This window comes from Allobosea sp. GW823-FHT02B03 (assembly GCF_058797755.1).
Genome location: NZ_JBXAJY010000007.1, coordinates 172,472 through 197,168 on the forward strand (window position 1 = coordinate 172,472; position 24,697 = coordinate 197,168).

The 24,697-nt window shown below is 67.2% G+C and carries 22 protein-coding genes; 9 read left to right on the forward strand and 13 right to left on the reverse strand.

Translation table 11 applies throughout. The features are described 5' to 3' along the window. The first annotated feature begins 3 nt into the window (after positions 1–3). From AC1REK_RS23645 to AC1REK_RS23675, 7 genes are all read left to right on the forward strand, one after another. Complete coding sequence (locus AC1REK_RS23645) at positions 4–2,187, forward strand: glycosyltransferase family 2 protein (RefSeq protein ID WP_492269716.1); 2,184 nt, start codon at positions 4–6, stop codon at positions 2,185–2,187. Between the two features lie 2 nt (positions 2,188–2,189). Next, positions 2,190–3,494 carry a glycosyltransferase family 4 protein gene (locus AC1REK_RS23650; RefSeq protein WP_492269715.1) on the forward strand — a complete coding sequence of 435 codons (1,305 nt, stop codon included), beginning with the start codon at positions 2,190–2,192 and terminating at the stop codon, positions 3,492–3,494. 32 nt (positions 3,495–3,526) lie between these two features. Then, positions 3,527–4,732: a polysaccharide pyruvyl transferase family protein gene (locus tag AC1REK_RS23655; protein ID WP_492269714.1), complete on the forward strand. Its 1,206-nt coding sequence runs from the start codon at positions 3,527–3,529 to the stop codon at positions 4,730–4,732. After that, positions 4,729–5,925 carry a hypothetical protein gene (locus tag AC1REK_RS23660; protein WP_492269713.1) on the forward strand — a complete coding sequence of 399 codons (1,197 nt, stop codon included), beginning with the start codon at positions 4,729–4,731 and terminating at the stop codon, positions 5,923–5,925. Before AC1REK_RS23655 ends, AC1REK_RS23660 begins: the two co-directional genes overlap by 4 nt. Continuing rightward, positions 5,922–7,331, forward strand: coding sequence for a polysaccharide pyruvyl transferase family protein (locus tag AC1REK_RS23665; RefSeq protein WP_492269712.1), 1,410 nt, complete (start codon positions 5,922–5,924; stop codon positions 7,329–7,331). The genes AC1REK_RS23660 and AC1REK_RS23665 overlap by 4 nt, the downstream gene beginning before the upstream one ends. Before the next feature lie 92 nt (positions 7,332–7,423). Beyond that, positions 7,424–8,458, forward strand: a complete 1,035-nt coding sequence (locus AC1REK_RS23670) for a GSCFA domain-containing protein (protein ID WP_492269711.1) — start codon at positions 7,424–7,426, stop codon at positions 8,456–8,458. A gap of 295 nt (positions 8,459–8,753) precedes the next feature. Then, entirely contained in the window at positions 8,754–9,524 is a 771-nt protein-coding gene (locus tag AC1REK_RS23675) for an IclR family transcriptional regulator (protein ID WP_316016227.1), read from the forward strand. Between the two features lie 66 nt (positions 9,525–9,590). Here AC1REK_RS23675 and AC1REK_RS23680 read toward each other — a convergent pair whose 3' ends face one another. The 11 genes from AC1REK_RS23680 to AC1REK_RS23730 form a co-directional block, all read right to left on the reverse strand. Further along, a complete protein-coding gene (locus tag AC1REK_RS23680; RefSeq protein ID WP_492269710.1) occupies positions 9,591–10,391 on the reverse strand; it encodes a shikimate dehydrogenase family protein in 801 nt (266 codons plus the stop codon). 86 nt (positions 10,392–10,477) lie between these two features. After that, positions 10,478–11,386: an NAD-dependent epimerase/dehydratase family protein gene (locus AC1REK_RS23685; RefSeq protein WP_492269709.1), complete on the reverse strand. Its 909-nt coding sequence runs from the start codon at positions 11,384–11,386 to the stop codon at positions 10,478–10,480. A 91-nt stretch (positions 11,387–11,477) separates the two neighbouring features. Next, a complete protein-coding gene (locus AC1REK_RS23690; RefSeq protein ID WP_492269708.1) occupies positions 11,478–12,380 on the reverse strand; it encodes a DMT family transporter in 903 nt (300 codons plus the stop codon). A 288-nt stretch (positions 12,381–12,668) separates the two neighbouring features. Continuing rightward, a complete protein-coding gene (locus AC1REK_RS23695) occupies positions 12,669–13,502 on the reverse strand; it encodes a shikimate dehydrogenase family protein (RefSeq protein WP_492269707.1) in 834 nt (277 codons plus the stop codon). A gap of 2 nt (positions 13,503–13,504) precedes the next feature. Next, on the reverse strand, positions 13,505–14,542 hold the full coding sequence (locus AC1REK_RS23700; RefSeq protein WP_316016232.1) for a Gfo/Idh/MocA family protein: 1,038 nt from the start codon (positions 14,540–14,542) through the stop codon (positions 13,505–13,507). A 10-nt stretch (positions 14,543–14,552) separates the two neighbouring features. Next, a complete protein-coding gene (gene aroQ, locus AC1REK_RS23705) occupies positions 14,553–14,996 on the reverse strand; it encodes a type II 3-dehydroquinate dehydratase (protein WP_316016233.1) in 444 nt (147 codons plus the stop codon). A 179-nt stretch (positions 14,997–15,175) separates the two neighbouring features. Then, positions 15,176–16,039 (reverse strand): carbohydrate ABC transporter permease, encoded by an 864-nt coding sequence (locus tag AC1REK_RS23710; protein WP_316016234.1) that lies wholly within the window; start codon positions 16,037–16,039, stop codon positions 15,176–15,178. Between the two features lie 18 nt (positions 16,040–16,057). Then, positions 16,058–16,945: a carbohydrate ABC transporter permease gene (locus AC1REK_RS23715; protein ID WP_316016235.1), complete on the reverse strand. Its 888-nt coding sequence runs from the start codon at positions 16,943–16,945 to the stop codon at positions 16,058–16,060. Between the two features lie 99 nt (positions 16,946–17,044). After that, complete coding sequence (locus AC1REK_RS23720; RefSeq protein ID WP_316016236.1) at positions 17,045–18,328, reverse strand: ABC transporter substrate-binding protein; 1,284 nt, start codon at positions 18,326–18,328, stop codon at positions 17,045–17,047. A 107-nt stretch (positions 18,329–18,435) separates the two neighbouring features. Further along, positions 18,436–19,842: a hypothetical protein gene (locus AC1REK_RS23725; protein WP_492269706.1), complete on the reverse strand. Its 1,407-nt coding sequence runs from the start codon at positions 19,840–19,842 to the stop codon at positions 18,436–18,438. 389 nt (positions 19,843–20,231) lie between these two features. Further along, positions 20,232–21,143, reverse strand: a complete 912-nt coding sequence (locus AC1REK_RS23730) for a PfkB family carbohydrate kinase (RefSeq protein ID WP_316016238.1) — start codon at positions 21,141–21,143, stop codon at positions 20,232–20,234. 187 nt (positions 21,144–21,330) lie between these two features. Here AC1REK_RS23730 and AC1REK_RS23735 point away from each other — a divergent pair, with 187 nt between their 5' ends. After that, a complete protein-coding gene (locus AC1REK_RS23735; protein WP_316016239.1) occupies positions 21,331–22,110 on the forward strand; it encodes a DeoR/GlpR family DNA-binding transcription regulator in 780 nt (259 codons plus the stop codon). A 54-nt stretch (positions 22,111–22,164) separates the two neighbouring features. Further along, positions 22,165–22,836: an HAD family hydrolase gene (locus AC1REK_RS23740; RefSeq protein ID WP_492269705.1), complete on the forward strand. Its 672-nt coding sequence runs from the start codon at positions 22,165–22,167 to the stop codon at positions 22,834–22,836. Between the two features lie 7 nt (positions 22,837–22,843). Here the strand turns inward: AC1REK_RS23740 and AC1REK_RS23745 are convergent, their stop codons facing one another. Then, positions 22,844–23,800: a carbohydrate kinase family protein gene (locus tag AC1REK_RS23745; protein ID WP_492269704.1), complete on the reverse strand. Its 957-nt coding sequence runs from the start codon at positions 23,798–23,800 to the stop codon at positions 22,844–22,846. Then, a complete protein-coding gene (locus tag AC1REK_RS23750; protein ID WP_492269703.1) occupies positions 23,797–24,669 on the reverse strand; it encodes an IclR family transcriptional regulator in 873 nt (290 codons plus the stop codon). Before AC1REK_RS23750 ends, AC1REK_RS23745 begins: the two co-directional genes overlap by 4 nt. Positions 24,670–24,697 lie beyond the last annotated feature (28 nt).

The following is a 24,697-nucleotide window of genomic DNA, read 5'->3' on the forward strand; positions in this document are numbered from 1 at the left end:
GCGGTGAACGAGGTCATCATCCCCCAGCAGACGAGGCTCAGCCCGGCGCCGACCGTCGCCTGGACGCCGCTCGGCGAGAACGCGATCCTGGTGATGAGCGCCTGCGACGCGATCCCCGGCAAGGTACCGGTCGCGGTCGACGGCAATCCGCGCAACAAGGCGCAGACCATGGCGCTGACCTGGCGCCGGCCGCAGGCCGATGCCTCGCAGGCCGTCGGCTTCCTCTGCCTGGCGCCCGCCCCCTCGCATGACCGTGCCGGCGGCGGCGCGATCCTGCTCGGCCGGCCCGGCCGGCCCTTGCGGCTGATCCTGGCGCCGAAGCCCCTGCCCCTCCAGGCGTTCCTCGCCGCACTTGCCGACGAGGCCGGCCAGTCTTTCCCGACCGTGGTCGACGGGCTGCTCGAAGTGCTGCTCGCCGGCAAGTCGAACCCGCGGCGGCTGCGCGCCGTCGGCATGCTCCTGCAATCGGTGGCCAAGCCCGGCGGTTTCGTCGAGGTGATGGGACCGCAGGACGACAGCATCTTCGTGCAGGGCTGGACCGCGAACTTCACCGCCGGCCGGACCCAGCTGCTGATCGCCCATGGCGGCCTCTCCTCGGCCATGCTGGAAGCCGGCACCTTCGAGAGGGACGATCTCGGCGAGGGCGCGCGCGGCTTCTTCGGCCTGATCGAGGAGTGCGAGATCCGCCATCCCAGCGAGATCGAGCGGCTGTTCTTCCGCGGCAATGACGGCTGGCGCGCGCTCGAAGTCTACGAGCGCCACGTCCTGCTGGAACCGGTAACGGTGCCCGGCCATCTGCGCGACGGCCTGCAACGCGGCAGCGCGCCGCCCGCCACCGCCGAGAAGCTGAAGCGTGCCTCGCAGCGCTTCGACGGGCGCGACACGGTCTGCCTGCTCGCACAGCCGGTGCGCGCCGGGATCGACGATGCGACCATTGTCGAGGGCACCGGCGTGCTGATCATCGGCTGGCTGTTCGACCCCGAAAACAAGGTCGTGGCCGCGACCCTGCGCTCCGGCAACCAGTCCTGCACGCTCGATGCGAGCTGGACGCGCGTGGCGCGCCCGGACGTCGCAGCGGCGTTCCTCGAAGATCCGCGCTTCGGCCCGGCCATGGCCAGCCGGCGCAACAGCCATGGCTTCATCGTCTTCGCACCGAAGCTCCTCCCGGAGCCCGGGCAGCCGCTCTATATCGAGTTCGAGATCGAGGGCCAGGGTCCGGCCTTCCTGCCGCTGTCCCCGGGGCGCGCCCCGGCCCGGCGGGCACTGGAACGCGTCTTCGGCCTGCTCGACCCGCGCTCTTCCACCGCGAGCTCCGTGGTCGAGCGGCAGATCGCCCCGGCCTTGCAGGCGGCCGAGATCGCGCCGCCGCGGGCGATCGAGAGCCATGATGTCGGCAGCTTCAATGCCGATGCGGCACTCGGCCTCGTCATCGGGCTGGACCACCGGCAGCGCGAGCTTTCCAGCCTGTTCGCCCTGCTCGCCATCGATCCCGAAGTGCGCAGGCTGCCGATCGTCGTGGCGGCGCCGGGCGAGAGCTTCGACCGGCTCGGTGCCGAGGCTCGCCGGCTGGCGCGCTTCTACGGGCTGTCGATCCGCCTCGTCCTGGTCGAAGGCGTCGAGGACAGCTGTGACGCGCTGGAGGCCGGGCTGCACGCCTGCCGCTTCCAGACGGCCGCCCTGCTCTCCGGCGCGGCGCAGATCCGCATGCCAGGCTGGCTCGGCCGGCTGGAGCGGGCCTATCGCGGCCGCGGCGGGCACTGCGTCGCCAGCCCGACCCTCTTGTTCGAGGACAATTCGATCCGCTGGGCCGGCGCCTGGCTCGAAGGCGAAGGGCCGGAGCGGCGGGTCTACAACCGCTTCGTCGGCTATCCGCTGGAGGCGATCGGCAGCCTCGGCCCGATGGAGGTCGCGGCCGGCGCGACGGAATGCTGCGTGCTCTCGCGCGCCGCCTTCATCGAGGCCGGCGGCTTCTCGCGCAACTACTTCACCACCGGCGAAAAGGGCCTCGACCTCTGCCTGAAGCTCAGGATGAACGGCGCGCCCTCGCTCTGGGTGCCGGAGGTCGAGATCTATGTCGTCGAGGACAATGAGGCCGCGCGCGCGCCGGCCGGTGTCCTCGCCGGCCTCGCCGACCGCACTTCCTTCGACCGGCGCTGGGCGCTGGCCATTTCCAACATGAGAGGATGAGCATGCGTATCCTCGTCGTCTCGCACGGCCACCCCTCCTTCTCGCTCGGTGGCGCCGAGATCGCTTCCTACAACCTGCACAAGGGCTTCCAGGCCAGTGCCGAGGTCGACACGCACTACCTCGCCCGCGTCGGCGCGCCGACGCCGCGCCATGCCGGCACGGCGCTGATGAGCCTGCGCCAGCGCGGCGGCGAACTGCTCTACTACGCCGAGGAGTACGACCACTTCCTGATCTCGAACCGGGCGACCGAGGAGATCGAGCGCGATTTCGTCCGGGTGCTGCGCGATCTGAAACCCGATGTGGTGCATTTCCACCATTTCATCGGGCTCGGGCTGGAATGCCTGTTTGCGGTGCGCGACACGCTGCCGGACGCGCTGATCGTCGTGACCTTCCACGAGTATCTCTCGATCTGCCACCATCACGGCCAGATGGTGAAGACCGGCGCCTTCAAGCTCTGCTACCGGTCCTCGCCGAGCGACTGCAACGCCTGCTTCCCCGAGATCGCGCCGGCCCGTTTCCTCGCCCGCGAGACCTTCATCAAGGGCATCCTCAACCTCGCCGACCATTTCGTCTCGCCAAGCCGCTTCCTAGCCGAGCGCTACCAGCAATGGGGCCTGGCGGCGGAGCGCTTCTCGGTGATCGAGAACGGCATCGACGTCGCCGAGGTCGCGCCGCCGCGGCCCTTGCCGGACAGCGAGGGCCGGCGCTCGCGCTTTGCCTATTTCGGCCAGCTCACGCCCTATAAGGGCGCCGACATCCTGCTCGACGCCGTCACGCGTATTCCGGACTCAGTCTGGGGCGAGGACGGCGTGCTCCTAGTCTATGGCGGCAATCTCGACCGGCAGCCGGAGGCCTACAAGAAGAAGTTCGCCGACCTCGTCGAGGCCGCCGGCCGGCGGGTGCGCTTCTGCGGCGCCTTCCAGAACCACGAAATGCCGAACCTGATGCGCTCGGTCGACTGGGTGGTGATGCCCTCGGTCTGGTGGGAGAACTCGCCGATCGTGATCCAGGAGGCCTTCTTCCACGGCCGCCCGATCCTTTCCAGCAATCTCGGCGGCATGGCCGAGAAAATCACCGACGAGGTGGACGGGCTGCATTTCCGCTCCGGCAGCCCCGAAGACCTCGTCGACTGCATGACCCGGGCGCTGAGCGAGCCCGGTCTCTGGGAGCGCCTGCGCTCCGGCATCAAGAAGCCGCTCAGCCATGTCGACTGCGCCAACCAGCATCTCGCGCTCTACCAGCGCCTGATCGCTGCACGGGGCATGCCGGCTCCGGCCAATCGCGCCGCCGCGCCGATGATCGCGTGAGCTGCGCGAAGACAAGAAGGGAGAACGCAACCATGGCCCGCATCCTCGTGATCAGCCCGTCGGGCGAGGTCTACGACCACGACAATGTTCGCTGGTACAGGCACGCCGACCTGCAAAGCCACATCAACCACTACCACAATATCGGCGACGCCTTCGTCTTCGATTCCTCGCTGAAGCTGCTCAACTTCGAGAAGCTGGAGGAACTGCCGATCACGCGCGTCGACCCCCAGCAGATCGACCGGCTCAACGCCGAGTTCGACTATGTATTCCTGCGCGGCTCCAACTATGTCCACGCCGAGATGAACTGGAGCCGCACCGCCGAGGTTCTGCGCCGGCTCAAGCTGCCGGTGATCGCCTTCGGCATCGGCGCGCAGGCCCCGGTCAGCGGCAAGCTCGAGCTCAGCGAGGACAGCAAGACCGTCCTCAAGCTGATCGCCGATTCCACCGCCTCGGTCGGTGTCCGCGGCACCTATTCGGCGGAGGTGATGAACGAGCTCGGCATCCGGAACGTCAAGATCATCGGCTGCCCGACCGCCTTCCGCAACAACCGGCCCGACCTTGCCATCCGCCTGCCGGCGCTCGAAACGGTGAAACAGGTCGGCGTCACGCTGCGTCGCGAGGTCTCCAAGCACTACGCCAAGGACATCAAGCGCTACCTCAACGTCCACCGCGACCTGGTGAAGGCGATGGCGGAGCGCTTCGAGGTCACGCTAATGTCGCAGGGCGAGGTCGAGGAGAAGAAGCTCGCGCTCGGCACGCCCGAGCAGAAGCAGGAGGGCATGGCGGCGCTACGCGAGAACGGCTGGGCGACCGCCTGGTATCTCGACGAGCGGATGGAGGAGCTCTACCGCGACCGGATGTTCTATTCGGACGTGGTCGCCGAATATGAGCGGCTCGTGCGCCGGCTCGACCTCGTGCTCGGCTACCGTCTGCACGGCAATCTGATGGCGCTCGCCAACGGCACGCCCTCGATCTACTTCACCTATGACAGCCGGACCGTCGAGTTCGCCGAGACCTTCAGGATCCCCAGCGTCGACGTCTTCGGCGACAAGCCGTTCACGCTTGAGGAATACTGGGACCAGACTCTCTTCGACCGCTTCAACGCGGCCTATGCCCAGACCTACCGGGCAATGAGCGCCTTCCTCAGCGAGAACAAGATCGACCACAAGATGGCGAAGACGGCTGCGGCCGCCCCCTCCGCACCGCCGGCTCGCGAGCCGGAAAGGAAGGTGGCATGAGGGTGGCCCACCTCCGCCTTGCAAGGCTGCCGGCAGCGCTCATGCTGCTGGCCCTGCCCTGCGCGGCATTCGCCCAGACCCCGGCCTATCGCCTCGAGGTCGCGCCCGACGCGGCGGAAGAGACGGTCATCTCCTGGGCGCGCGAGCGCTGCGAGGAATGGGACCTGCCGGATGCGCCCTTACGCGCCTTCCGCGACGACAAGGGCGAGGTCGTCGCCTTCGCCAGCCATTACCGTGGTCGCCCGCTGATCGGCCGCGACCTCTCCTCGATCAGGAAGAGCTGCGCGATCTCCTTCCAGGCCAGGAACAGTGCCGATCCCGCCGAGTTCAGCGACAAGAGCTGGATCGCCGCCACCTGGACCGGCGACGGACGACGGGTGCAGGCGCTGATCCATGCCGAGTACCACGCCGACAAGCATGCCGGCGCCTGCCGCTTCAAGGACGCGATGAGCTGCTGGTACAATGTCGTGACCGCGGCGCGGTCGAACGATGGCGGACGCAGCTTCAAGGTCGACGAGCCCCATCCGCTGGTGGCCGCGCCGGCCTTCAAGCAGGATGTCGGCCAGGGCCGGCATCGCGGCTTCTTCAACCCCTCGAACATCGTCGAGAAGGACGGCGCCTGGTACGCGCTGATCGCGACGACCGGCGGCGAGGGCCAGAAGAGCGGCGTCTGCCTGTTCCGCACCACCGACATCAAGGACGCCACGGCCTGGCGCGCCTATGACGGCAGCGACTTCACCATCCGCGCGCTCGACCCCTATCGCGAGGATGTCAGCCAGGCGAAGCCATGCAAGCCGCTGAAGCCGCTGCCGACCACGGTCGGCTCGGTCACGCGGCACGAGGCGAGCGGGCAGTGGCTGGCGATCTTCCATCTCGGCCCGGATCCGAGCCAGGGCATCGCCGGCGGGCGTGTCGCCTATAGCTGGTCGAGCGACCTCAAGCGCTGGTCGCCCCTGCAGACGCTGATGATCCACCCGACGATGTGGAGCAAGAACTGCGGCGACAAGCAGCGCTACGCCTATGGCGCCGTCGCCGACCCCGCCTCGCCCTCGCGCAATTTCGAGACGACCGGCGACGAGGCCTTCCTGTTCATGAGCAAGATGCGCGTCACCGACTGCAAGGTCGGGCCTGAGCGCGACCTGGTACGCGTCAAGGTTCGGTTCGTGCCTGAAACCCAGCGGAGCACGCCTTGAAGATCCTGCGCGCCACGACCAACGAGGTCACCATTTCCGTCGCCCGCAAGCCCGAAGGCGGCTGGCCGGCGCTGAGCCTCAGGCTCGACGGGCACGACTACGCGACGATCCATCCCGCCGCGCTGACCGCCGGCGATGCGACACAGGCCGAACTCACCATTCCCCTGCCGAGACTGCCCGGCGGGCGCCCCCACTCGGTCGCGGTCGCAGACGCAGCAACGGGCGCGCTCGCCCCGGGCTCGAACCTGCGTCCGATCGCGACCGAGACCAAGCTCAGGGCGCTGGTAATCTACCCCGCCGGCGAGGTCTACGAGCACGACAAGGTGCGCTGGTATCGCGCCCCGATGGAGAAGCTGCTCGCCGATTATTTCAACATCGGCGACATGATCGTCTACGACTCGACGCTGAAGCTCCTGCGCTACGCGCATCTCGAGCCGATGAAGATCATGAGCCCGACCGAGGCCGACATCGAGCGCTATGCCAGCGAGTTCGACTATGTCTTCGTGCGCGGCTCCAACTTCATCCATGAGAAGATGGAGTGGTTCCGCGCCGTCGAGGTGCTGGAGAAGGTGAAGCTGCCGGTCTACGCCATCGGCGTCGGGGCGCAGGCCAGCCAGAACCGCAAGATCGAGCTTTCGGAAGGATCGAAGCGCTTCTGGTCGATCGTCGCCGAGCGCTCCGCCGCGATCGGCGTGCGCGGCGCCTTCTCGGCCGAGACGCTGCGCCAGAACGGCATCGGGAATGTCGAGGTGGTCGGCTGCCCGTCGATCTTCCGCACCCGCAATCGCGATCTCCAGATCCGCGTGCCCGACCAGCGCGAGATCCGCAAGGTCGCCTTCAGCCTGCGACGCGAGGCCGACCACAGCTACACCGCCGATCCCGAGACCTATCTGCGCAACCAGAAGGCTGCGCTGCTCAAGGTCGACGGCCAGAGCGAAATGGTGATGTCCTCCCATGGCGAGCAGGAGGAGAAGGCTTTCTTCCTGCGCGATGAAGCGGCGAAGCAGAAGGCCGTCACGGAATTCGTCCGCACGAAATGGTGGGACGGGCCCGACGACCAGGCGATGCGGCGGATCTACGAGAAGCAGCTCTTCTCGTTTTTCGATGTCGAGCGCTACGACCAGTTCGCGCAATCGATCGACCTTGCCGTCGGCTACCGCGTCCATGGCGTCTTGCCGGCCGTCGCGCATGGCGTGCCGGGTGTGCTCGTCGCCTATGACACGCGCAGCCAGGAACTGGCCGAGACGCTGAAGATTCCCGTCGTGCCGGAAGCGGCGCTCGCCGAGGGCGGCTGGCGCGCCGTCTACCAGGAGGCGGCGCTGAACGGGCTCTCGAAAAGCTACGCCCAATCCTACGACCGGATGCGGGACTTCCTCGAGAAGAACGGCGTTCCGCACCGGATGTGAGCGAGAGCCGGCGACGACCACGCATGGGCGCAAGCGCCCCGGTCGCCGCCCCGAAAGGCGCAAGGCCTTTCCAGCAGAAGGAGACGTAAACGATGAAGATCGAATACGATGCAGGTACCGCCCTCTCGATCATGCGCGCCAACCCGGCGCGCGGCTGGACCTCGGGAAAGCCGGAGCGCATGGCCAAGGAACGCCTGACCACAGGCGACTTCCTCAAGGTCGAGCACCGGCCGAAGTTCCAGATCGACCCCTCCTGGCCGATCTTCACCATGGGGTCCTGCTTCGCGCGCGAGGTCGAAAACATCCTGATGATGCGCGGGCTGCCGCTGCTGCTGCGCGGGCACGGCGTGCCGGCCGAGCATTTCGAGAGCTGGAACGAGGAGAGCGGACGCGGCGGCGGAGCGAACCGCGGCGAGCTCTCCCGCGGCGCACTCAACAAATACTCGGTGCGCTCGATGGCGCACGAGCTGAAGCGCGTCCTCCTCGGGGAGAGCTATCCCGACGAGGGCCTGATCGAGCTTTCGCCGGGGCAATGGTTCGATCCGCATGCCAGCGGCCTCAGACTGCTTAGCCGCGGGGAGGCCTTCGCCAATCGCCAGCGCCTGACGACGGCGACCGCGACGATCAAGGACGCCCGCATCTGCTTCTTCACGCTCGGCCTGACCGAGACCTGGCTGGATTCGCAGACGGGACTGGCGATGAACATCCATCCCGGCCCGAGCTGGCTGGCAAAGATGCCGGAGCGCTTCCGCTTCGTCGACTACGGCTACGACGCGACGCTGTCGGACATGCTGGAGATCATCGGGCTGATCCGCGAGCACTGCAATCCGGAGATGCGCTTCATCGTCACCGTCTCGCCGGTGCCGCTCGGCGCGACCTTCAAGGAGGCCGACGTGATCGTCGCCAATAGCGGCTCGAAATCCGTGCTGCGTGCGGTCGCCGAGGAGCTCTACCGGCGCTTCGACTTCGTCGACTACTTCCCGAGCTACGAGATCGTGCTCAACTCGCCGCGCGCCATGGCCTTCGAGGACGACCAGCTCCATGTCGCCCGCGAGATGGTCGCCCAGGTGATGACGACCTTCCAGGCGAGCTATCTCGGCGCCCCCTCGCATCCTCAGGCGGCCTGACGGTGAGAACCGTCTAGGCTGCGGCGCGGACTGCGTACCGTCGCTGACGAAGATGGCGCGATCGGCGACGGCCGCGGCCACGGATCGACAGAGGCTCCTTCCAGGCCTCGCCTATCGCCCGCGCGCCCGAACATCGAGGCCGCCTGTTCTTCTACGGGAATACGTTTCCATACGAAGTAAAGCACATCCGCCGAGGTTAACCCGTAAGAGATATTGAACCTGCCGGGTCCGGCCTTCACTATTGCGCAACACTTCAACGGGCCGACCGCCGCAGCTGAACAGAACCGGATCTGCAATGCCCTCGGCCGAGCTGGGATCAGTCAAGTCCGCGATGCGCGTGCTCGACCTGTTCGAGTATCTGCGCCGCTGGAATGCCGGCCAGACCCATGCCCGGATCGCCGCCCAGCTCGGCATACCGAAAAGCAGCCTGACCCAGCTGCTCAAGACCTTGGTCTGCCGCGGCTATCTCGAATACGACCCGGTCAGCAAAGGCTACTTCCTCGGCCCGGCCGTGGTCGCGCTCGGCCAGCGCAGCGCCGAGACGCGCGATCTCGTCAGCATCGCCGAAGACGTGCTGGCCGACACCGCCCATGCGACCCGCGAGACCTGCGCCCTCAACCTGCTGAAGGGCGACGTCTCGGAGGTGGTGGCGACCGCAAGCGGCTCGCACCGCCTGCACTACACGATGCGAAAAGGCGACACAGCACCGCTTTACGCCACCTCAGGAGGCAAGGCGCTGCTCGCCCATCTGCCCGAGGAGATGCGCCGCGACTATCTCGCGCGCGTCAGCTTCGAAAAGATCACGCCGCGGACGATCGACTCCGTGCCGGCGCTGGAGGCGGAGCTGGCGGAGATCGCCCGGACCGGCATCGCCTTCGTGGTCGAGGAGTTCATGCCAGGCATCGTCGGCATGGCGCGCCCGATCCTCGGCCGCTCCGGCTTCCCGTTGGCGGCCGTCAACATCGCCCTACCGATCGCGCGCTATGATGCCGCGCTGAAACGGCGCTGCCTCAACGCACTGGAGGACGCCGTCCTGATGCTCAGGGAACGTGCTGGCCTCGGATGAGCGGCGTGCACGGTTTTCCTGTTGAGCACCGCAGACGGATTCTTCGGTGCGATTGCGCCTACCGAGCTAAACCGGCTTTCCCTCGAGAAAATCGACGATCAGCTCGCGCTGCGCCAGGAACATGTTGACCCCGGTCTGGGTCTTGCAGCGGAGGCGGCGGCCTGCTTCCAGCAGGGGCGAGACCTCGGGCGCCGTGATGACGTCGCCGATGAACATGTCCGGTGCGAGCCTTTCCACCTCGACCGGCAGGGGATCGTCGGGACGCATCCCCATCGGCGTGGCATTGGCGATGATCCCGAAGCCGGTCGGGTCGGTCGATCCCGCCCGCACCCGCCCGGGATGGGCGGATGCGAGACGGGCAACCAGCGCATCGCGCCGGTCGGCATCCATGTCGTGGATTGCAAGCTCGGACGCGCCGGAATCGAGCAGCTGCAGGCCGATGGCGCTGCCAGCCCCGCCGGCTCCGATCAGCAGGGCACGCTTGCCCTCCGGCTCACCGCCGGCCTGCCGCATGGCGCGCACGAAGCCGACCCCGTCGAGCATGTCGCCATGCCAGGCGCGATCCTTGCCGCGGCGCAGGACATTTGCCGTTTCCAGCAGCCGGGCCCGGTCGGACAGCGTCGCGCAGTGCTGCCGGGCAGCGAATTTATGCGGGATCGTCACGACGATGCCGTCGACGTTCAGCACCGGGCCGAGCGCCGCGATGAAGCCGTCGACATCGTCGGGCAAGACATGGATCGGGACCAGGGCCGCGTTGATGCCGCGCTCGACGAAGCCCCTGGTAATGCCGGCCGGAGACTTAACCTGTGCGATCGGGTGGCCAATGATCACGAAGATCCGGGTCTCGCCGCTCAGCATATCCAGCATCGCATCCTCCATTCGGCCTTGGCGCCAGTTCGGCATCCATGCCCTTTGCTGCTTTCGGATTTCACCCTTGAGTCTGTTCTGCCGATCTACCGAAGGGCAGGCGCTGCTTTCCGATAGAAGGCGATGGTGCGCGCCAGCCCCTCCGCCAGCCCGGTCCGCGGCAATGCGCCGAGCACCGAAGGCAGGGTCGTATCGAGAGCGAGTTCCGGGGCGGTAGGCAGGCTCGGCCCGGCGGCGCTCAAACGCGCATCGGGAACCTGACGCCGGATCTCGGCGATGACCTCGTCGACGGTCGCGACCTCGCCGACCAGATTGAAGGCATGCGCGCCGGCAATGTCGCGCGCGACCGCGACCTCGAAAGCAGTGGCGAGATCCTCGACATAGAGCAGGTCGGACTGGCCAGTGTAGATGAACTCATAGGCTTCGCCGGTCGCAGCAGCCTCAGCGGCGAGGCTCGGGCCGGCAGTAAGGCCGAGCTCGCGGCCGGGCCCGTAGACCACGAAGGGGCGGAAGCCGACGCTGGCGATGCCGTGATCATGCCAATAGGCGCGGGCGCTGCCTTCGGTGGCGAGCTTGAAGGCGCCGTAATGGGTGATCGGCAACGGCCTCGCCCCGTCCTCCGGGCCGAAGACACCGGCCGAGCTGGCATAGACGACCTTGGCGATGCCGTGCCGGCGCGCCGCCTCGAAGACGTTGAGCGTGCCGATGACGATAACCTCGGCACCGAGGACCGGCTGCTCGCGACAGGCCGGCGTCAGGATCGCCGCGAGATGGACGATGGTATCGCAGCCCTTGGCGGCGGTATGGACGGCTTCGCCGTCCCGGATGTCGCCCATGCGCCAGTCGATCTCGGCGGCCGCCTCGCCAGCCAGCGCCCGCACGAGCCGGCTGTCATCCTTGATATCGAAGATGCGGACCTTGTGGCCGGCCGCGAGCAGGCTGCGGACGATCCAGGCGCCGATGAAGCCGGTGCCGCCGGTGACGAGGATCTGCATGGTGACTCTCGGGCCTGTTGCGAAGGAAAAGGCAAGTACGCGTGATGTCGGAGTTTTGCCCGGCGCCGGTCAATCCTTGGCCACGGCTCGTTCAACCTCTCTGCCGCGGCTTCGGCGGCCTGCCGGCCAGATGTAGCGAGATCAGCCCGCCGGCGACGATCAGCGCGGCGCCGATGACCGTGTAGACATCCGGCACCTCGCCGAAGATGGCGAAGCCGAGCAGCGTAGCGGTCAGGAGCTGGGCGTAGGAATAGGGCGCGAGGCGCGAGGCGGTCGCCCGGGCATAGGCGGCGATCATGGCGAACTGACCGGCGGCCTGGCAGATGCCGGACAGGCCGAAAAGCAGCCATTGCTCGCCGGTCGGCGCCTGCCAGAAGAAGGGCAGAGGCAGCGAGGACAGGGTCAGCGCCACCAGCATGGTGTAGAGCAGTACGGCGCGCGAACTCGCCCTTTGCGCGACGATCCGGGTCATGACCTGGCCGGTGGCGGCGAAGAGGCCGCCTAGCGCCGGGATCAGCAGGGCCCACGAAAAGGCGCTCCCGAAAGGGCGCATGATCGTCAGCACGCCGAGGAAACCGAGCAGCACCGCGAGCCAGCCCCAGCGATTGACCGGCTCCCCGAGCAGGAACTTGCCGAGCGCCATGCTGAGCAGCGGCGCGATGAAGAGGATGGTGGTGACCTGGGCGAGCGGCACATAGGCCATCGCGACGATGACGCAGATCCCGCCGAGGAAGGGAAAGATCGAACGCAGCAGCAGGAGCTTGACCGGGCCGCGCGTCAGGGCGGCCCGCCATTCTCCGGGCCGGAGGATGAACAGGAAGAGGGCAGCGAAGACCACGCTGCGCCCCCACATCGCGATCACGGGATTCGTCTCGACGACGACGAGCTTGGAAGCGGCGTCGCCGACAGCAAACAGGCTGAAGGCGGCCAGAGCCAGCGCCAGCGCGGCAAGGCCACCATCGGAATGCGTGGCTTTAGGTAGCGGAGGACTCACCTTGCGCGCTCGCCCCGCAGCCCAGGCGGGGGGGGCTCGATATCGGAGATGGTCATACCGGGCGCGATCTCGAGCCTGCCCCCGGGCGCTTTGCTTCGTCGCTGCCAAACATCGCCTTCCCCCGGGGTCGGGCCCGTCCTGCCGCGCGCCGGCTGGCACGAGGCGGAAGGCTTCCGACAGCCGCCGCGCCAGGCGCGACGACGATCCGGCTATAGGCAACGCAGCGTCAGGCGACAATCAGGCTCGCCCTGCGGCCAGTGCAGGGCCGCCCTCCATGCGCGGCTGGGCTCAGTAGCTGATCCGAGCAACCGCCCGCAGATTGTCCGGCGTCGTCGTCGGAAAGCCGAAGAATTCAAGATAGGCCGGGATCTGCTCGAACAGCATGTCGGTGCCGATCTGCGTCTGGCAGCCTTTGGCCTGGGCGGCCGCCAGGAAGGGCGTGACCTCGCTCTTCAGCACGACCTCGCCGACGAAACTCTCGGGCGCAATCCGCGAGACGTCCATCGGCAGGGGATCACCGTCGTTCATGCCGAGCGGCGTCGCGTTGACGACGATGTCGTAGCCCTCGGGATCGCGCGTGCCGAGCTCCAGCGCGAGCGCCGGATAGTGCGCGCGCAGCCGGCGGGCGAGGCCTTCCACGGCGGCGCTGTTGAGATCGAAGAGACCGAGCGCCGCCGCGCCCGCTCCCGCCAGCGAGGCGGCGATGGCTGCACCGACGCCGCCGCTGCCGACGACCAGCGCCCGCGCGCCCGCCACCTGACGGCCCTTGCGCAGCACGCCGCGAACGAAACCTTCGCCATCGAACATGTCGCCGCGCAGCGTGCCGTCCGGCCGCAGCAGAACTGCATTGCAGGAGCCGGCGATGCTCGCCGCGGTCGAGAGTTCGTCGACGAGGCCGGTCGTCGTGACCTTGTGCGGCATCGTCACCAGCGCGCCGCGGATATTCTTCAGGCGGAACAGCGCGGCGAGCACCTGCGGATAGACATCGGCCTCGACCGCCATCGGCATCACCACCGCATTGACGCCGATCGACTCGAAATAGGGATTGTAGATCAGCGGCGCCTTGAAGGTCGTCGTCGGGTAACCGAGATGGGCGATCAGGATGGTGTTGCCGTCGATCATGATCAGCCGATCGTGACGACGGCGCCGGTGCTGGCGGCCTGCTTGACGGCCTCGATCACCTTAAGCGTCTCCAGCCCCTCGCGACCGGAGACGATGGGCCTGGCCTCGCCGCGGATGACCTCGCCGAAATGGCGCACCTGGACGCGCAGCGGATCCTCGGCGACGAAAGGCACGCGCTCGCGGCGCAGCGGCTCCCACCAGCTGCGCTTGCCCGGATTGTACCAGAGCTCGAGCTGCGGCACGGTCAGCGAGCCATGGGTGCCGCCGAGCTGGTAGCAGGACTGATCCTGCTGCTGCGGGTAGACCGGGTTCTCGCCGGTGGTCATCTCCCAGCTCCAGGGCGCGACGACCGAATCCGAGACATTGACCGTGCCGAGCGCGCCATTGACGAAGCGCAGAATGATCACCGCCGTCTCCTCGACGGCATTACCGCGGACGATGTTCGATTCCTGCGCCTGCACCGAGGCGATCTCGCCGCAGAGATAGCGGAACAGGTCGATGTCGTGGCTGAGGTTCATCATCACCGGGCCGGCGCCCTTCTCGCGCCGCCAGGCGACGTCGAAATAGTCGTCCGGCTTCATCAGCCAGAAGCTGCCATGCAGCGTCAGCAACCGGCCGAGCCGCCCGGCTTCGACGATCTCCTTGGCCTTGCGGATCATCGGGTTGTAGCGCCGGTGATGGCCGGCGAGCAGCGGGATCCCGGCCTTCTCGAACGTCGCGACCAGTTGCTGCGCCGCCGCGACGCTGTCGGCGAGCGGCTTCTCGATGATCGCCGGCAGGCCGGCTGCGGCGGCTTCGAGGCCATTGGCGAGATGCAGGTTGTTCGGCGTCGCGATGACGACGCCGTCCGGCCGGGCACGCGCCAGCATCTCGGCGAAGCTCGGGAACCAGTTCGTCCCGAGCGACGAAGCGAGCGACGTGGCGCTCGGCGAGGGATCGACGATCGCAGCGAGCTCGAGGCTCGGCTCGGCCGCGATGTGCTGGGCATGCCGGTTGCCGATCAGACCGGCACCGATGACTGCTAGTCTGACTGGCTTCATCGGCTTTCCCCTATTTGCCGTCGATCAGCGTGGCGAGGCGCCGCAGGGCAAGCGAGTAGCCCTGGGTGCCGAAGCCGGCAATGACACCGTCCGCCCGCAGCGAGACATAGGAATGATGCCGGAAGGCCTCGCGCTTGTGGACATTGGAGATGTGGACCTCGAAGACCGGCCCGTCAAAGGCATTAAGCGCGTCGAGCACGGCAACCGAAGTGTGGGTGAAGGCGGCCGGGTTGATGACGATGCCGCCGGCGGTTTCGCGGGCCTCGTGCACCCAGTCGATGATCTCGTATTCGCGATTGCTCTGGTGGAAGCGCAATTCGAGCTTCAGCTCGTCCGCCAGCGCCCGGCACTCCGCCTCGACATCGGCCAGGGTGGTATGGCCGTAGATGTGCGGCTGGCGCTTGCCGAGCAGGTTGAGGTTCGGACCGTTCAGGACATAGACGAGGCGGCTCACGGCGGGTTTCCCGGGCTTGCGGATTGCGGTTCGCGGTCGCGCTGCCACCGGCGGCGGCCACGCCTCTCATCCCTAGCCCTGCGGAGGGGCTTGGTGAAGGGCCGAGAAAGAACCGCGCCGGCCCGAAGCCGGACCGGCGCGCAGTTTGGGAGGTGGCGGTCGGCCCAGCGCCGGCGTGGTCAGGAGGTCAGCGCCCCCGCCGTCATGCCCTGGACCATGTAGCGCTGCAGGAAGATGAAGGCGACGACCAGCGGCAGGCTCGCCAGCACCGAGAAAGCCATCATCGCGTTCCAGTCGGTGACGAACTCCGCCATCAGGCTGTAGATCGCCATGGTCAGCACGCGGTTCTCCCAGGACTCAATCAGGACGACCGCGAAGAGGAACTCGTTCCAGGCGAGCAGGAAGGTGTAGAGCCCGGCGCCGACGAAGGCCGGATAGGAGATCGGCACCAGGGTCCGGAAGATCGCGCCGAGGCGCGAGCAGCCATCGACCATCGCGGCCTCCTCGATGTCGCGGGGAATGTTGATGAAGTAGCTGCGCAGCATGAGGATGCAGAACGGCAGGGTGAAGGTCAGGTAGACGATCACCAGCGAGGTCCGCGTGTCGTAGAGCCCGAAGGTGATGAAGATCCGGAAATAGGGAATGCAGAGCAGCACCAGCGGGAACATCTGCGTGGTGATGAGGAACATCAACACGGCGCGCTGCCCGGCGAAGTTGAAGCGCGCCAGCGCATAGGCCGCCATCGCCCCGAGCACGAGCGAGAGCAGGGTGACGACGAGCGAGATCACCATCGTGTTGAGGAAGACGACGAGATAGCGCGGCGTGGTGAAGATCTTCTTGTAGCCGTCGAGCGTGAAGATCTGCGGCAGCCAGTCCGGCGGCATCTGCATCACCTCGATGTTCGGCCGGAAGGAGACCGAGAGCATCCAGGCGAGCGGGAAGAAGACGATCAGGATCGCCAGGATAAGGAGGGCGTAGGCCGTGGTGTTGAGCAGGCGCTCGCGCCCCCGCTGGCCCAGCCTGCCCGAAATGACCATAGGCATCGCTTTTTCCCGTAGAGCTTAGACGTTGCGCATCGTGCGGCGCACATAGATGGCGCTGACGATGAAGAGCACGACGAACATCACCACGGCCTGTGCCGAGGCGTAGCCGAACTTCAGCTTCTGGAAGCCGTCGAAATAGATCGCCGTTGCCAGCACTTCCGAGGAATGGGCCGGGCCGCCGCCAGTCATGACGTAGACCGGATCGAAGGCGCGGAAGGTCCAGATCGAGTCGAGCAGCACGATCGTCGTCATGACGCCGCGCAGCTGCGGCAGGGTGATGTGCCAGAACTGCTCCCAGAGCGTCGCACCGTCGATCTCCGCAGCTTCGTAGAGCTGCTTCGGGATCGCCTGCAGGCCGGCGAGCAGCATCACCATGAAGAAGGGGAAGGCGCGCCAGACGTTCATCGCCGTGACCGAGCCGAGCGCGGTCGAGGGATCGCCGAGCCAGGAGATCGTGCCGTTCGGATCGAGCAGACCGAGCGAGACAAGCAGGCCGTTGAAGACGCCGAACGGCTGCAGCATCAGCACCCAGATCATGCCCGCGACGGTCGGCGCCAGGAGCCAGGGCACGATCAGGAGGCCGCGCGCCAGGCTGCGGAAGGTGGCGTTGAGATGCATGTTGAGCAGCAGCGCGAGCGCCAGCCCGATCACCAGATGCAGCACCACGCTGAAGAAGGTGAAGACGACAGTCTGGATGAAGGCCTTCCAGAACAACGGGTCGTTGAACAGCGCGACATAGTTGCCGAGCCCGACCCAGACCTCGCGCTGGAGGTTGCTGTCGTAGAAGCTCAGGCGGACGACGTCGCCGAGCGGATAGACCAGCAGCGCGACCAGGATCAGCAGCGCCGGCCACAGGAACGACAATGCGAGGAGCTCTTCGCGATACTTCTGTTTGAAAGTCAGCATGGCACGCCGATCATGCGGGGCCGCCGCCCGTCTTTTTCGGGCAGGCGGCCCCTGTACGATGGGAGAGGGGCGCGGGCGCCCCTCCCGGGCGGATGGGCGTTACTTCGCGGCCGCGGCGAAGATCTTGTTCCATTCGGCGGCGGCGTCATCCAGAGCCTGCTTGGCGGTCTTCTTGCCCTGCACGACGTTCTGGATTTCCGTGCTCATGATCTTGTTCATCTGCACGGCGTTGGGCATCACGAGGAACGGCGAGCTGGCGTTGGCCGCCGCCATCTGGGTGACGAAGGCCTGGAAGAGCGTGCGCTCCTTGAACCAGTCCTGGCTGGAGACGTCGGTGCGGGCCGGGAAAGCGCCCGTACCCTTCGCCCACATCTCGATGCCCTTCGGACCAGACATCCACTTCATGAAGGTCCAGGCCGCGTCCTTGTCCTGAGCCTGGGACGAGATGGTGTTCAGCGAGCCGCGCACCATGGTGCCGCTGGTCTTGCCGACCGGCAGCGGGGCGATGTCGTAGTTCAGCTTGGGATTGAGCTGCTTCTGGATCGCGATGCCCCAGGGCCCCTCGAACATCATGGCGACGTTGCCGGAGGCGAAGTTGGCGCGCTTTTCCTTCTCGCCATTGCTGAGCACGCCGGGAACGGAGACCTTGTCCTTGTTGATGCGGTCGACATACCACTCGATGGCGGCAACGCCTTCAGGGCTGTTGAACACCGCCTTGTTGGTCTCGGCGTCGATGATCTTGGCGCCGGCCTGCAGCAACAGCGGGTAGATCTCGTAGGTCATGTTGGTCGGCGGCTCGCCCTGCAGCGTGCCGGTGATCGCGAACTGGCGCTTGTCGGGATTGGTCAGCTTGCGGGAGTATTCCGCGAACTCGTCCCAGGTCTTCGGCGGGCCGGAGAGACCGGCGGCCTTGAACAGGTCGGTGTTGTAGAACAATGCCACCGCGCCGCTCTCGATCGGCAGATAGTACTGCTTGCCGCGCCACTTCTGGTGGAAGGTCACGGGGATGTTGCCGAAGAACTCCTTCGGCTCCTTGGCGATGCGCTCGTCGATCGGCTCGATCATGCCGAGATCGGCGAACTCCGCCACCCAGTCGACCTGCACGAGCAGCACGTCGGGCAGCTTCTTGGCCTGGTGCAGGACGATGGCGCGGTCATGGAAGCCGGAGAAGGGGGAATCGACCGGCGTCAGCTTGATGTCGGGATGGTCCTTCTCGAAGGCGGCCTTGAGCTCGCCCATGAACTTCTCGCCGACCTCGGTGCCCTTCCACTGGCCCCAGCGCACTTCCTTCTGCTGGGCAAGCGCCAGCGTCGGCAGGCTGATCATCGAGGCGAGCGACAGCGCCGCGAACTTCAGCAAGGAAGACCTACGTTGCAGATCCATGATCGTTTCCTCCCGGGTTGATTATCATTGTCCGCGAGCGCCGTTCGGCGCCTTCGGGTAGCGGGCGCGCCCGTCGTTGCGGGCGCGCCGTCGTCCATCGTCCTCCTTCAGGCCGCGCGGGCCTTGCGCAGCGCCTCAGGCACCGGCGGCGCGACCTTCACGAGCGTCGTGTTGTCGGTGACGAGCTTGCTCGTTGCGCCGACATTCATCCAGGTGAACATGTTGCGGAACATGTCCTGGAGCGACTTCATGATGTCGGCCTGGGCCTGGGCCGGCATCTCCCAGAACGGCTTCTTCATCACCTTCCAGGACTTCTTGCGGGTGTTGTAGAAGAACTGCGCGTCGGTCTCGCCCTCGGCCCGCTCATTGGCGTGGTTGGCGAAGGTGTATTCGCGGATCTGGTCGCGCAGCGCCTGCGGCAGGCTCGGATGGTCGAAGATCAGGTTGTTGAAGCCGAGCGCGAGGTGGACCTCGACGGTTTCCGCTTTCGGCAGCATGGCGAGCTGCTCGCCCGGCAGGGTCGAGGCGCCGTGCTGGACCGCGCCGGCCATGTTGTAGTCCTGGCGGCAGATGGTCGAGATCGTCTTCAGCAGCTCGTAGTCGACATTGACCGCGGCCAGCGTGCCGTCCGGCAGGACCTTGCCGCCGTGATAGGTGCCGGAATTGATCGAGATCTTGCTGACGATCGGCAGCTTGCTGCCGCGCTTGGCCATCTCCTCGAGATAGACCTTCATGAAGGAGCGCAGCTCCTCCGGCGTCGTATTCTCGTGGCCGACCTCGCCGATCTCAGCGCCGAGCGAGATGGTGATGCCCTCCGGCTCGATGCCGCGGACGAACTCGGTGAAGTGGGCGGTCAGCTCGGCATTGACGCGCTGCTGGTCCTCGACCGTCGCGAGCGAAAGGTCGACGACCGTCGAGGCATCGATATCGATGCTGTAGAGCCCGGCCGCGACCTGCTCGCGCATGATGTTCTCGAGCTTGCGCACCTCCGCCTTCGGGTCGGCGAGATAGGCCTTGGCGTTGATCTGGTCGTGGTCGGCCTGCAGGAAGACCGGGCCGACATGGCCCTCGCGCAGTGCCGCGGCGAGCACGCCGGCGGCGTATTCGATCGGCGGCTGCTGGGCATAGAGCGCCTCGCCAACGGCCTGCTCGAAGATGAACAGCTTGGAGTCGAGCTCCTTGGCGGCCCGGAACACGGCCCGGCAGGTATGATAGGTCCAGCCGCGCAGGTTCATCGCCGGCACGGTCTTGCCCGACCATTTTCCGGCGGCGCAGGCGAGATAGAGCTCCTGCACCGAGGAGGGCACGATGCCGGCGGCGAGCGCCGCCTCACGGATCGCCCAGATCGCAACGGCGCGCGTCTCCGGCTCGGCGATCGCCGCGGCTTCGGCCCAACGGTCGATCATCTCGTCCGGCGGCCGTTGGCTCTTCGAGAAATCAGGGTTGGGGCCCGAGAGGTCGACCTTGATCGCCTTCAGATCCGCGAGGAGTTCGGTGATTGAGGAGCACGCCATGAATGCTGTTTCCTTAGCCGGCTATAATCACAGGTTCGCGCCGTCGCAGACAGGCGCCTGCAGCGTCCGATCGATCGACCGATGCGTCGCCGCTCCGCCGCCCAGAACAGGCGACACGCAGCGATCGCCGCCAGGGCAGCGTCCGCAAGGCCCGCGCACTTTTCGCAAGCCTTGCCGCACCCGGCCGATGATGAAGGTCGAAAGATCCGGCCTCCCGAAATTCTTCTTTTCTGCGCCTAGTGATGCATGCGCGTTTCGATATCGCAAGCGCTATTTTCGTTTTCTTACATGTCGCAGCGCAGGCGGCGAGAGCGCCGGGCCTCCCCCGCCACTGCGGAAAGCGGCTGCGGGACGCCGCGGGCTACGCAAACGCGGCTAGCAAGGTCGGATCAGACCGGATGGACAGCGCCGGATGCCAGCATCGCCTCGATCGCGGCGCGATCGCCCATGCCGTCCCAGCCGCGGCCACGCTGCGCCTTCACGGCCGCCGCAGCCGAGGCGAAACGCGCGGCGGCGATCGGATCGCGCCCCTCGCTGAGCCCGAGCGCATAGGCGCCATGGAAGGTGTCGCCACAGCCAGTGGTGTCAGCGACATCGACCCGGAAGGCGGGAACCGCGACGATTTCGCCGTCGATCAGCCAGAGGCTGCCGCTGGAACCGCGGGTGACCGCGACGACCCTTGAGGCGTCGCCGGCACATTGGCGCAGCAACTCTTCCGGGCTGCCCTCGCCGGCATGGTCGCGCAGGCCTTCGCTGGAGAAGACGACATGATCGGCCCGGTCGATCAGGGCCTGATTGTCGGCGGTTGTACCGCCATCGGCGTCGAGCACGGTGACGACGCCGGCGGCGCGGGCGCGATCGAGCGCGATCAGCGCCCCGGCCGGCCAGCGGCTGTCGACGAGCACGGCTCCAGCCTCGTCCAGCCGATCTTCCGGCAGCACCGAGCCATCAAGGGAGAGGCCGTGCCGGTCCGAGACGATGCTGCGCTCGCCCCTTGCGTCGACCATCACGATGGCGCGCAGGGTCCGGCCTTCGGGGAGAACGGCGACGCCGCCGCAATCCACGCCATGCTGGCGCAGCGCGGCGATGCCGGCCTCGCCGGCAGGGTCGTCCGCCACACGCCCCCAATAGGATGCTGTGCCGCCGAGGCGGCAGATCGCCACCGCCGCCGTCGCAGCCGGCCCGCCATAGCGCTTTTCATAGGCGAGAACGCCGGTCTTGATGCCGGAAGCCGGCAAGGAGGCAACCTGGAAGACCTCGTCGAGGACGAGGTTTCCGACGCAGACGATCTTGCGTTTCATCGAACCGGGATTCCCGCTTGCGGCGACCGCCGGGCCGGCGCCGGCAAATCCCGGATGCTCGACGGACAGGTCGGCCAGGATGGCGACGAAGCGGGATGATGCAGCAATCTTTCCTTTTCGCAACCTCGATATTCGAAAACGCGCATTCCGCTTGACGCGGGACGAAATGTGCTCCTTACCGCTTGTCATGGCCCAGCTGAGCAAACGCCATAGCGAGATTCTCGACATCCTCTCCCGGCGCGGATACGCCGCGATCGAGGAGTTGGCGGCGGCGTTCAACGTCACCCCGCAAACCCTGCGACGCGACCTGCAGGACCTGTCGGACCGCGGCTACCTGCGCCGCCACCATGGCGGGGCCAGCGCCAATCTCAGCACGGTCAACGCCGATTACGATTTCCGGCATGTCGAGACCGCCAGCGAAAAGGCGGCGATCGCCCGCGCCGCGGCGGCCTTGGTGACGCCGGGCAGCTCGCTGTTCCTGACGCCCGGCACCACGGTCGACGCGCTCGCAAAGGCCATCGCCGAAAAGCGGCCACGCGGCCTGCGCGTCGTCACCAACTCGACCGCCGCAGCCTCGATCCTCGACAAATGCCCGGAGATCTCGATCCTGATCACCGGCGGCATGTGGCTCGGCCAGAACCGCGCCATGGGCGGCATGCACGCTGCCGCCTTCATCGAGAATTATCGCTGCGACCTGCACATGACGAGCATTGGCGGCATCGATTCCGAGGGCAATCTGCTCGAGTACCGCGACGACGAGGCGGTGGTCGGCCGCGCCATGCTGCGCAATGCCAGGCGCGCCGTGCTGCTGGCCGACCACACCAAGTTCAGCCGCGCCGCCATGTCCCGCCTCGGACATCTCAGCGAGATCAACACCCTGGTGACCGACCGCCAGCCACCGGCGGGAACGACGCGGATGATCCGCGAAGCCGGCTGTGAACTCATCGTCGCGAATGACGAGCCATAGAGCCAGGCCCGACACCGCCGGGGACCGACCAGTCAGGAAAGGGCCAGCCGAACCGTGTTCAAGCTCGCGATCATCGACTTCGACGGCACCATCTGCAGCACGCATGGCGCGGTCCGCCATGTCATCGACCTGACTTTCGCCTCCTTCGACCGGCCGGCGCCCGACGCGGCCGTGGTCGACGTCGCGATCGGCAGCGGCGCGGTCGCAAGCGACCTCTTCGGCGGGCTGCTCGGGCTGGAGCCGGAGGATCCGCAGCGTGCGGCCTGGGCCGGTCGCTATCGCGAGATCTATAATGGCGGCGAGGGCCTCGCCCTCACAGAGCTTTTCCCGGGCGTGCGCGAGGGGCTGGAAAGCCTCTCGGCGGCGGGCTGCCGCAGCATCGTGCTCTCGAACAAGGGCGAGGCGTCACTGGCACCCGCTCTGGAGCATTTCGGCATAGACGGGCATTTCGAGATGGTGATCGGCGATGCCCCCGGTTTCGTCCGCAAGCCCCGCCCCGACAGCTATCACAGTCTGATCGCGCCGCGCTTTCCCGATATTCGCCCTGAGCAGACCTTCATGCTCGGCGATACCGAGACCGATATCCGCTTCGCCCGCAATATCGGCGTGCCCGCCTTCTGGGCCCGCTACGGCTTCGGCAATGCCGCAACCTGCGAGGCGCTGAAGCCGGAGCGGACGCTCGACGCCTTCAACGAGGCCGCGGATTTCGCGACGGCCGCGGCCTGAAGATTGTTCAGCTCCGCCCGGCCGCAAGCGCGGTTTCGATTTCGGCGGCGACCGGAAGATCGGCACCGCGGCGGGAGACGGTGATCGCGGCCGCCGCGGCGGCGTAGCGCAGCAATTCCTCGATCTCGGGCAGTGCCAGCGCCGCGATGGCATCACGCCGCAGCCTTCCGGTCTGCGAAAGCTGCGCCAGCAGCGCGGCATGAAAACTGTCGCCGGCGCCGACCGTGTCGCGAACTTCTGCGGGGCGGGCCGCGACGGCGACCATGCCGGCGCGCGAAAACCCAACCGCACCTGCGGCACCGCGCGTGATCACGACCAGCGCCGCACCGCAATCGAGCCAGTACCGGGCGGCATCGTCGAGTGAGAAGCCGCCCTCCCAGGCGAGGCGGACATCCTCGTCGCTTGCCTTGACGATGGTCGCGCAGCGGCAGAAGCGCTCGCCCATGGCACGCCAGCGCGCCATGTCGGGCTCGACGCCTGGGCGCAGATTGGGATCGACGCTGATCACCCGCCTTCCGGCCTCGCGCTCGGCGAGGGCCGCCAGCGCCGAGGCTGCCGGCTCGGCAACCGTTGAGTAGGAACCGAAGGTCAGCGCCTCGACTTCCGCAGGCAGGGTTTGCGGCATCTCGGCCGGCGTGAGCGAGCGGTCCGCCGCGCCCTCGCCATGGAAAGCGTAGCTCGGCTGGCCCTCGGCGCCGGTGGCAACGACCGAAATGGTCGAGAGCCGCTCACTGCGAACGAGAAGGCCCGTATCGACCCCTTCCGTCGCGAGGCGCTCGGCCAGCATCTGCCCGAAATGATCACGCGAGACCCCGCCGAGAAAGCCGGCCGCCACACCGAGGCGGGCAAGACCGATCGCGACGTTGAAGGGCGAACCGCCCGCGACGGCGCGGGCCGGGACCTCGCCGCCTTCGGCGGCACCGACGAAGAGGTCGACCAGCGCCTCGCCGCAGACCAGGATCATGGCTGGCTCCGTCCCGAGCGCTCAGGCGGCGCCGCGATCTCCGCGCCGATCTGATCGGCGACGACGCTCAGGCTGCGCGAGGGATAGCGCAGGGCGATGTCGAACGGGTTCAGCCCGGCGCCGAGCGATGCCGCCTCGGCCTTCAGGATGCCGACGACGCCCGGCAGGCGCTCCTCGCCGAGGCGCTCGGCCAGGGTGCCGACGCTGAGCGCCGCGACCGCTCGCCCTTCGGCATCGAAGACAGGCACGCCGACACCGGCCATGCCCCGGATCAGGCCCGTATTGAGATTGACCCAGCCCTGCTCGCGCGCCTTCGCCAGCGCCATCCGCAGGCCGGCCTCGTCGAGAAAACCACGGTCGAGCAGGCGCGGGATGTTGAAGCGGATCACCGCCTCGCGCTCAGCCTCGGGCAGATGGGCGAGGATGGCGAGACTCCCCTGCCCCAGGCCGAGCGGAACCTTGCCGCCGATATCGCCGGTGAAGGAGCGGATCGGGAAAGGTCCCTCGATCCGGTCGAGGCAGACGGCGTCGTAGCCATTGCGGACCAAGAGGAAGATCGTGTCGCTGAGCGTCGCAGAGAGGCGCAGCAACACCGGCCGGGCGAGCTCGCGCAGGCCGCCGGCCTGCCCGGCCCGCGCCGCCAGCACGAAGAAGTCCAGCGCCATGCGGTAGCGCTTGCCGCCAGCCACCTGCTCGACGAAGCCCTCGGCGATCAGGTCGCGCAGGGCACGATGGACGGTCGGCTGGCTGCTGCCGGCCATGTCGGCGAGATCCTTCAGCCGGATCCCGGCCGGGTCTCCGCCGGCCAGCAGGCGCAAAAGGCAGAGCGCGCGGCGCAGGCTTGAGAAGGTCTCGGGCGAATCGCTCATGGCGCCACGTTAATTTGCGAGCACCCCC

Coding starts and splice junctions, on each gene's coding strand:
- AC1REK_RS23650 (WP_492269715.1), top strand. CDS start 2,190: ATGCGTATCCTCGTCGTCTCGCACGGCCACCCCTCCTTCTCGCTCGGT.
- AC1REK_RS23655 (WP_492269714.1), top strand. CDS start 3,527: ATGGCCCGCATCCTCGTGATCAGCCCGTCGGGCGAGGTCTACGACCAC.
- AC1REK_RS23660 (WP_492269713.1), top strand. CDS start 4,729: ATGAGGGTGGCCCACCTCCGCCTTGCAAGGCTGCCGGCAGCGCTCATG.
- AC1REK_RS23670 (WP_492269711.1), top strand. CDS start 7,424: ATGAAGATCGAATACGATGCAGGTACCGCCCTCTCGATCATGCGCGCC.
- AC1REK_RS23675 (WP_316016227.1), top strand. CDS start 8,754: ATGCCCTCGGCCGAGCTGGGATCAGTCAAGTCCGCGATGCGCGTGCTC.
- AC1REK_RS23680 (WP_492269710.1), bottom strand. CDS start 10,391: ATGCTGGATATGCTGAGCGGCGAGACCCGGATCTTCGTGATCATTGGC.
- AC1REK_RS23685 (WP_492269709.1), bottom strand. CDS start 11,386: ATGCAGATCCTCGTCACCGGCGGCACCGGCTTCATCGGCGCCTGGATC.
- AC1REK_RS23695 (WP_492269707.1), bottom strand. CDS start 13,502: ATGATCGACGGCAACACCATCCTGATCGCCCATCTCGGTTACCCGACG.
- AC1REK_RS23700 (WP_316016232.1), bottom strand. CDS start 14,542: ATGAAGCCAGTCAGACTAGCAGTCATCGGTGCCGGTCTGATCGGCAAC.
- AC1REK_RS23710 (WP_316016234.1), bottom strand. CDS start 16,039: ATGCCTATGGTCATTTCGGGCAGGCTGGGCCAGCGGGGGCGCGAGCGC.
- AC1REK_RS23715 (WP_316016235.1), bottom strand. CDS start 16,945: ATGCTGACTTTCAAACAGAAGTATCGCGAAGAGCTCCTCGCATTGTCG.
- AC1REK_RS23720 (WP_316016236.1), bottom strand. CDS start 18,328: ATGGATCTGCAACGTAGGTCTTCCTTGCTGAAGTTCGCGGCGCTGTCG.
- AC1REK_RS23725 (WP_492269706.1), bottom strand. CDS start 19,842: ATGGCGTGCTCCTCAATCACCGAACTCCTCGCGGATCTGAAGGCGATC.
- AC1REK_RS23730 (WP_316016238.1), bottom strand. CDS start 21,143: ATGAAACGCAAGATCGTCTGCGTCGGAAACCTCGTCCTCGACGAGGTC.
- AC1REK_RS23735 (WP_316016239.1), top strand. CDS start 21,331: ATGGCCCAGCTGAGCAAACGCCATAGCGAGATTCTCGACATCCTCTCC.
- AC1REK_RS23745 (WP_492269704.1), bottom strand. CDS start 23,800: ATGATCCTGGTCTGCGGCGAGGCGCTGGTCGACCTCTTCGTCGGTGCC.
- AC1REK_RS23750 (WP_492269703.1), bottom strand. CDS start 24,669: ATGAGCGATTCGCCCGAGACCTTCTCAAGCCTGCGCCGCGCGCTCTGC.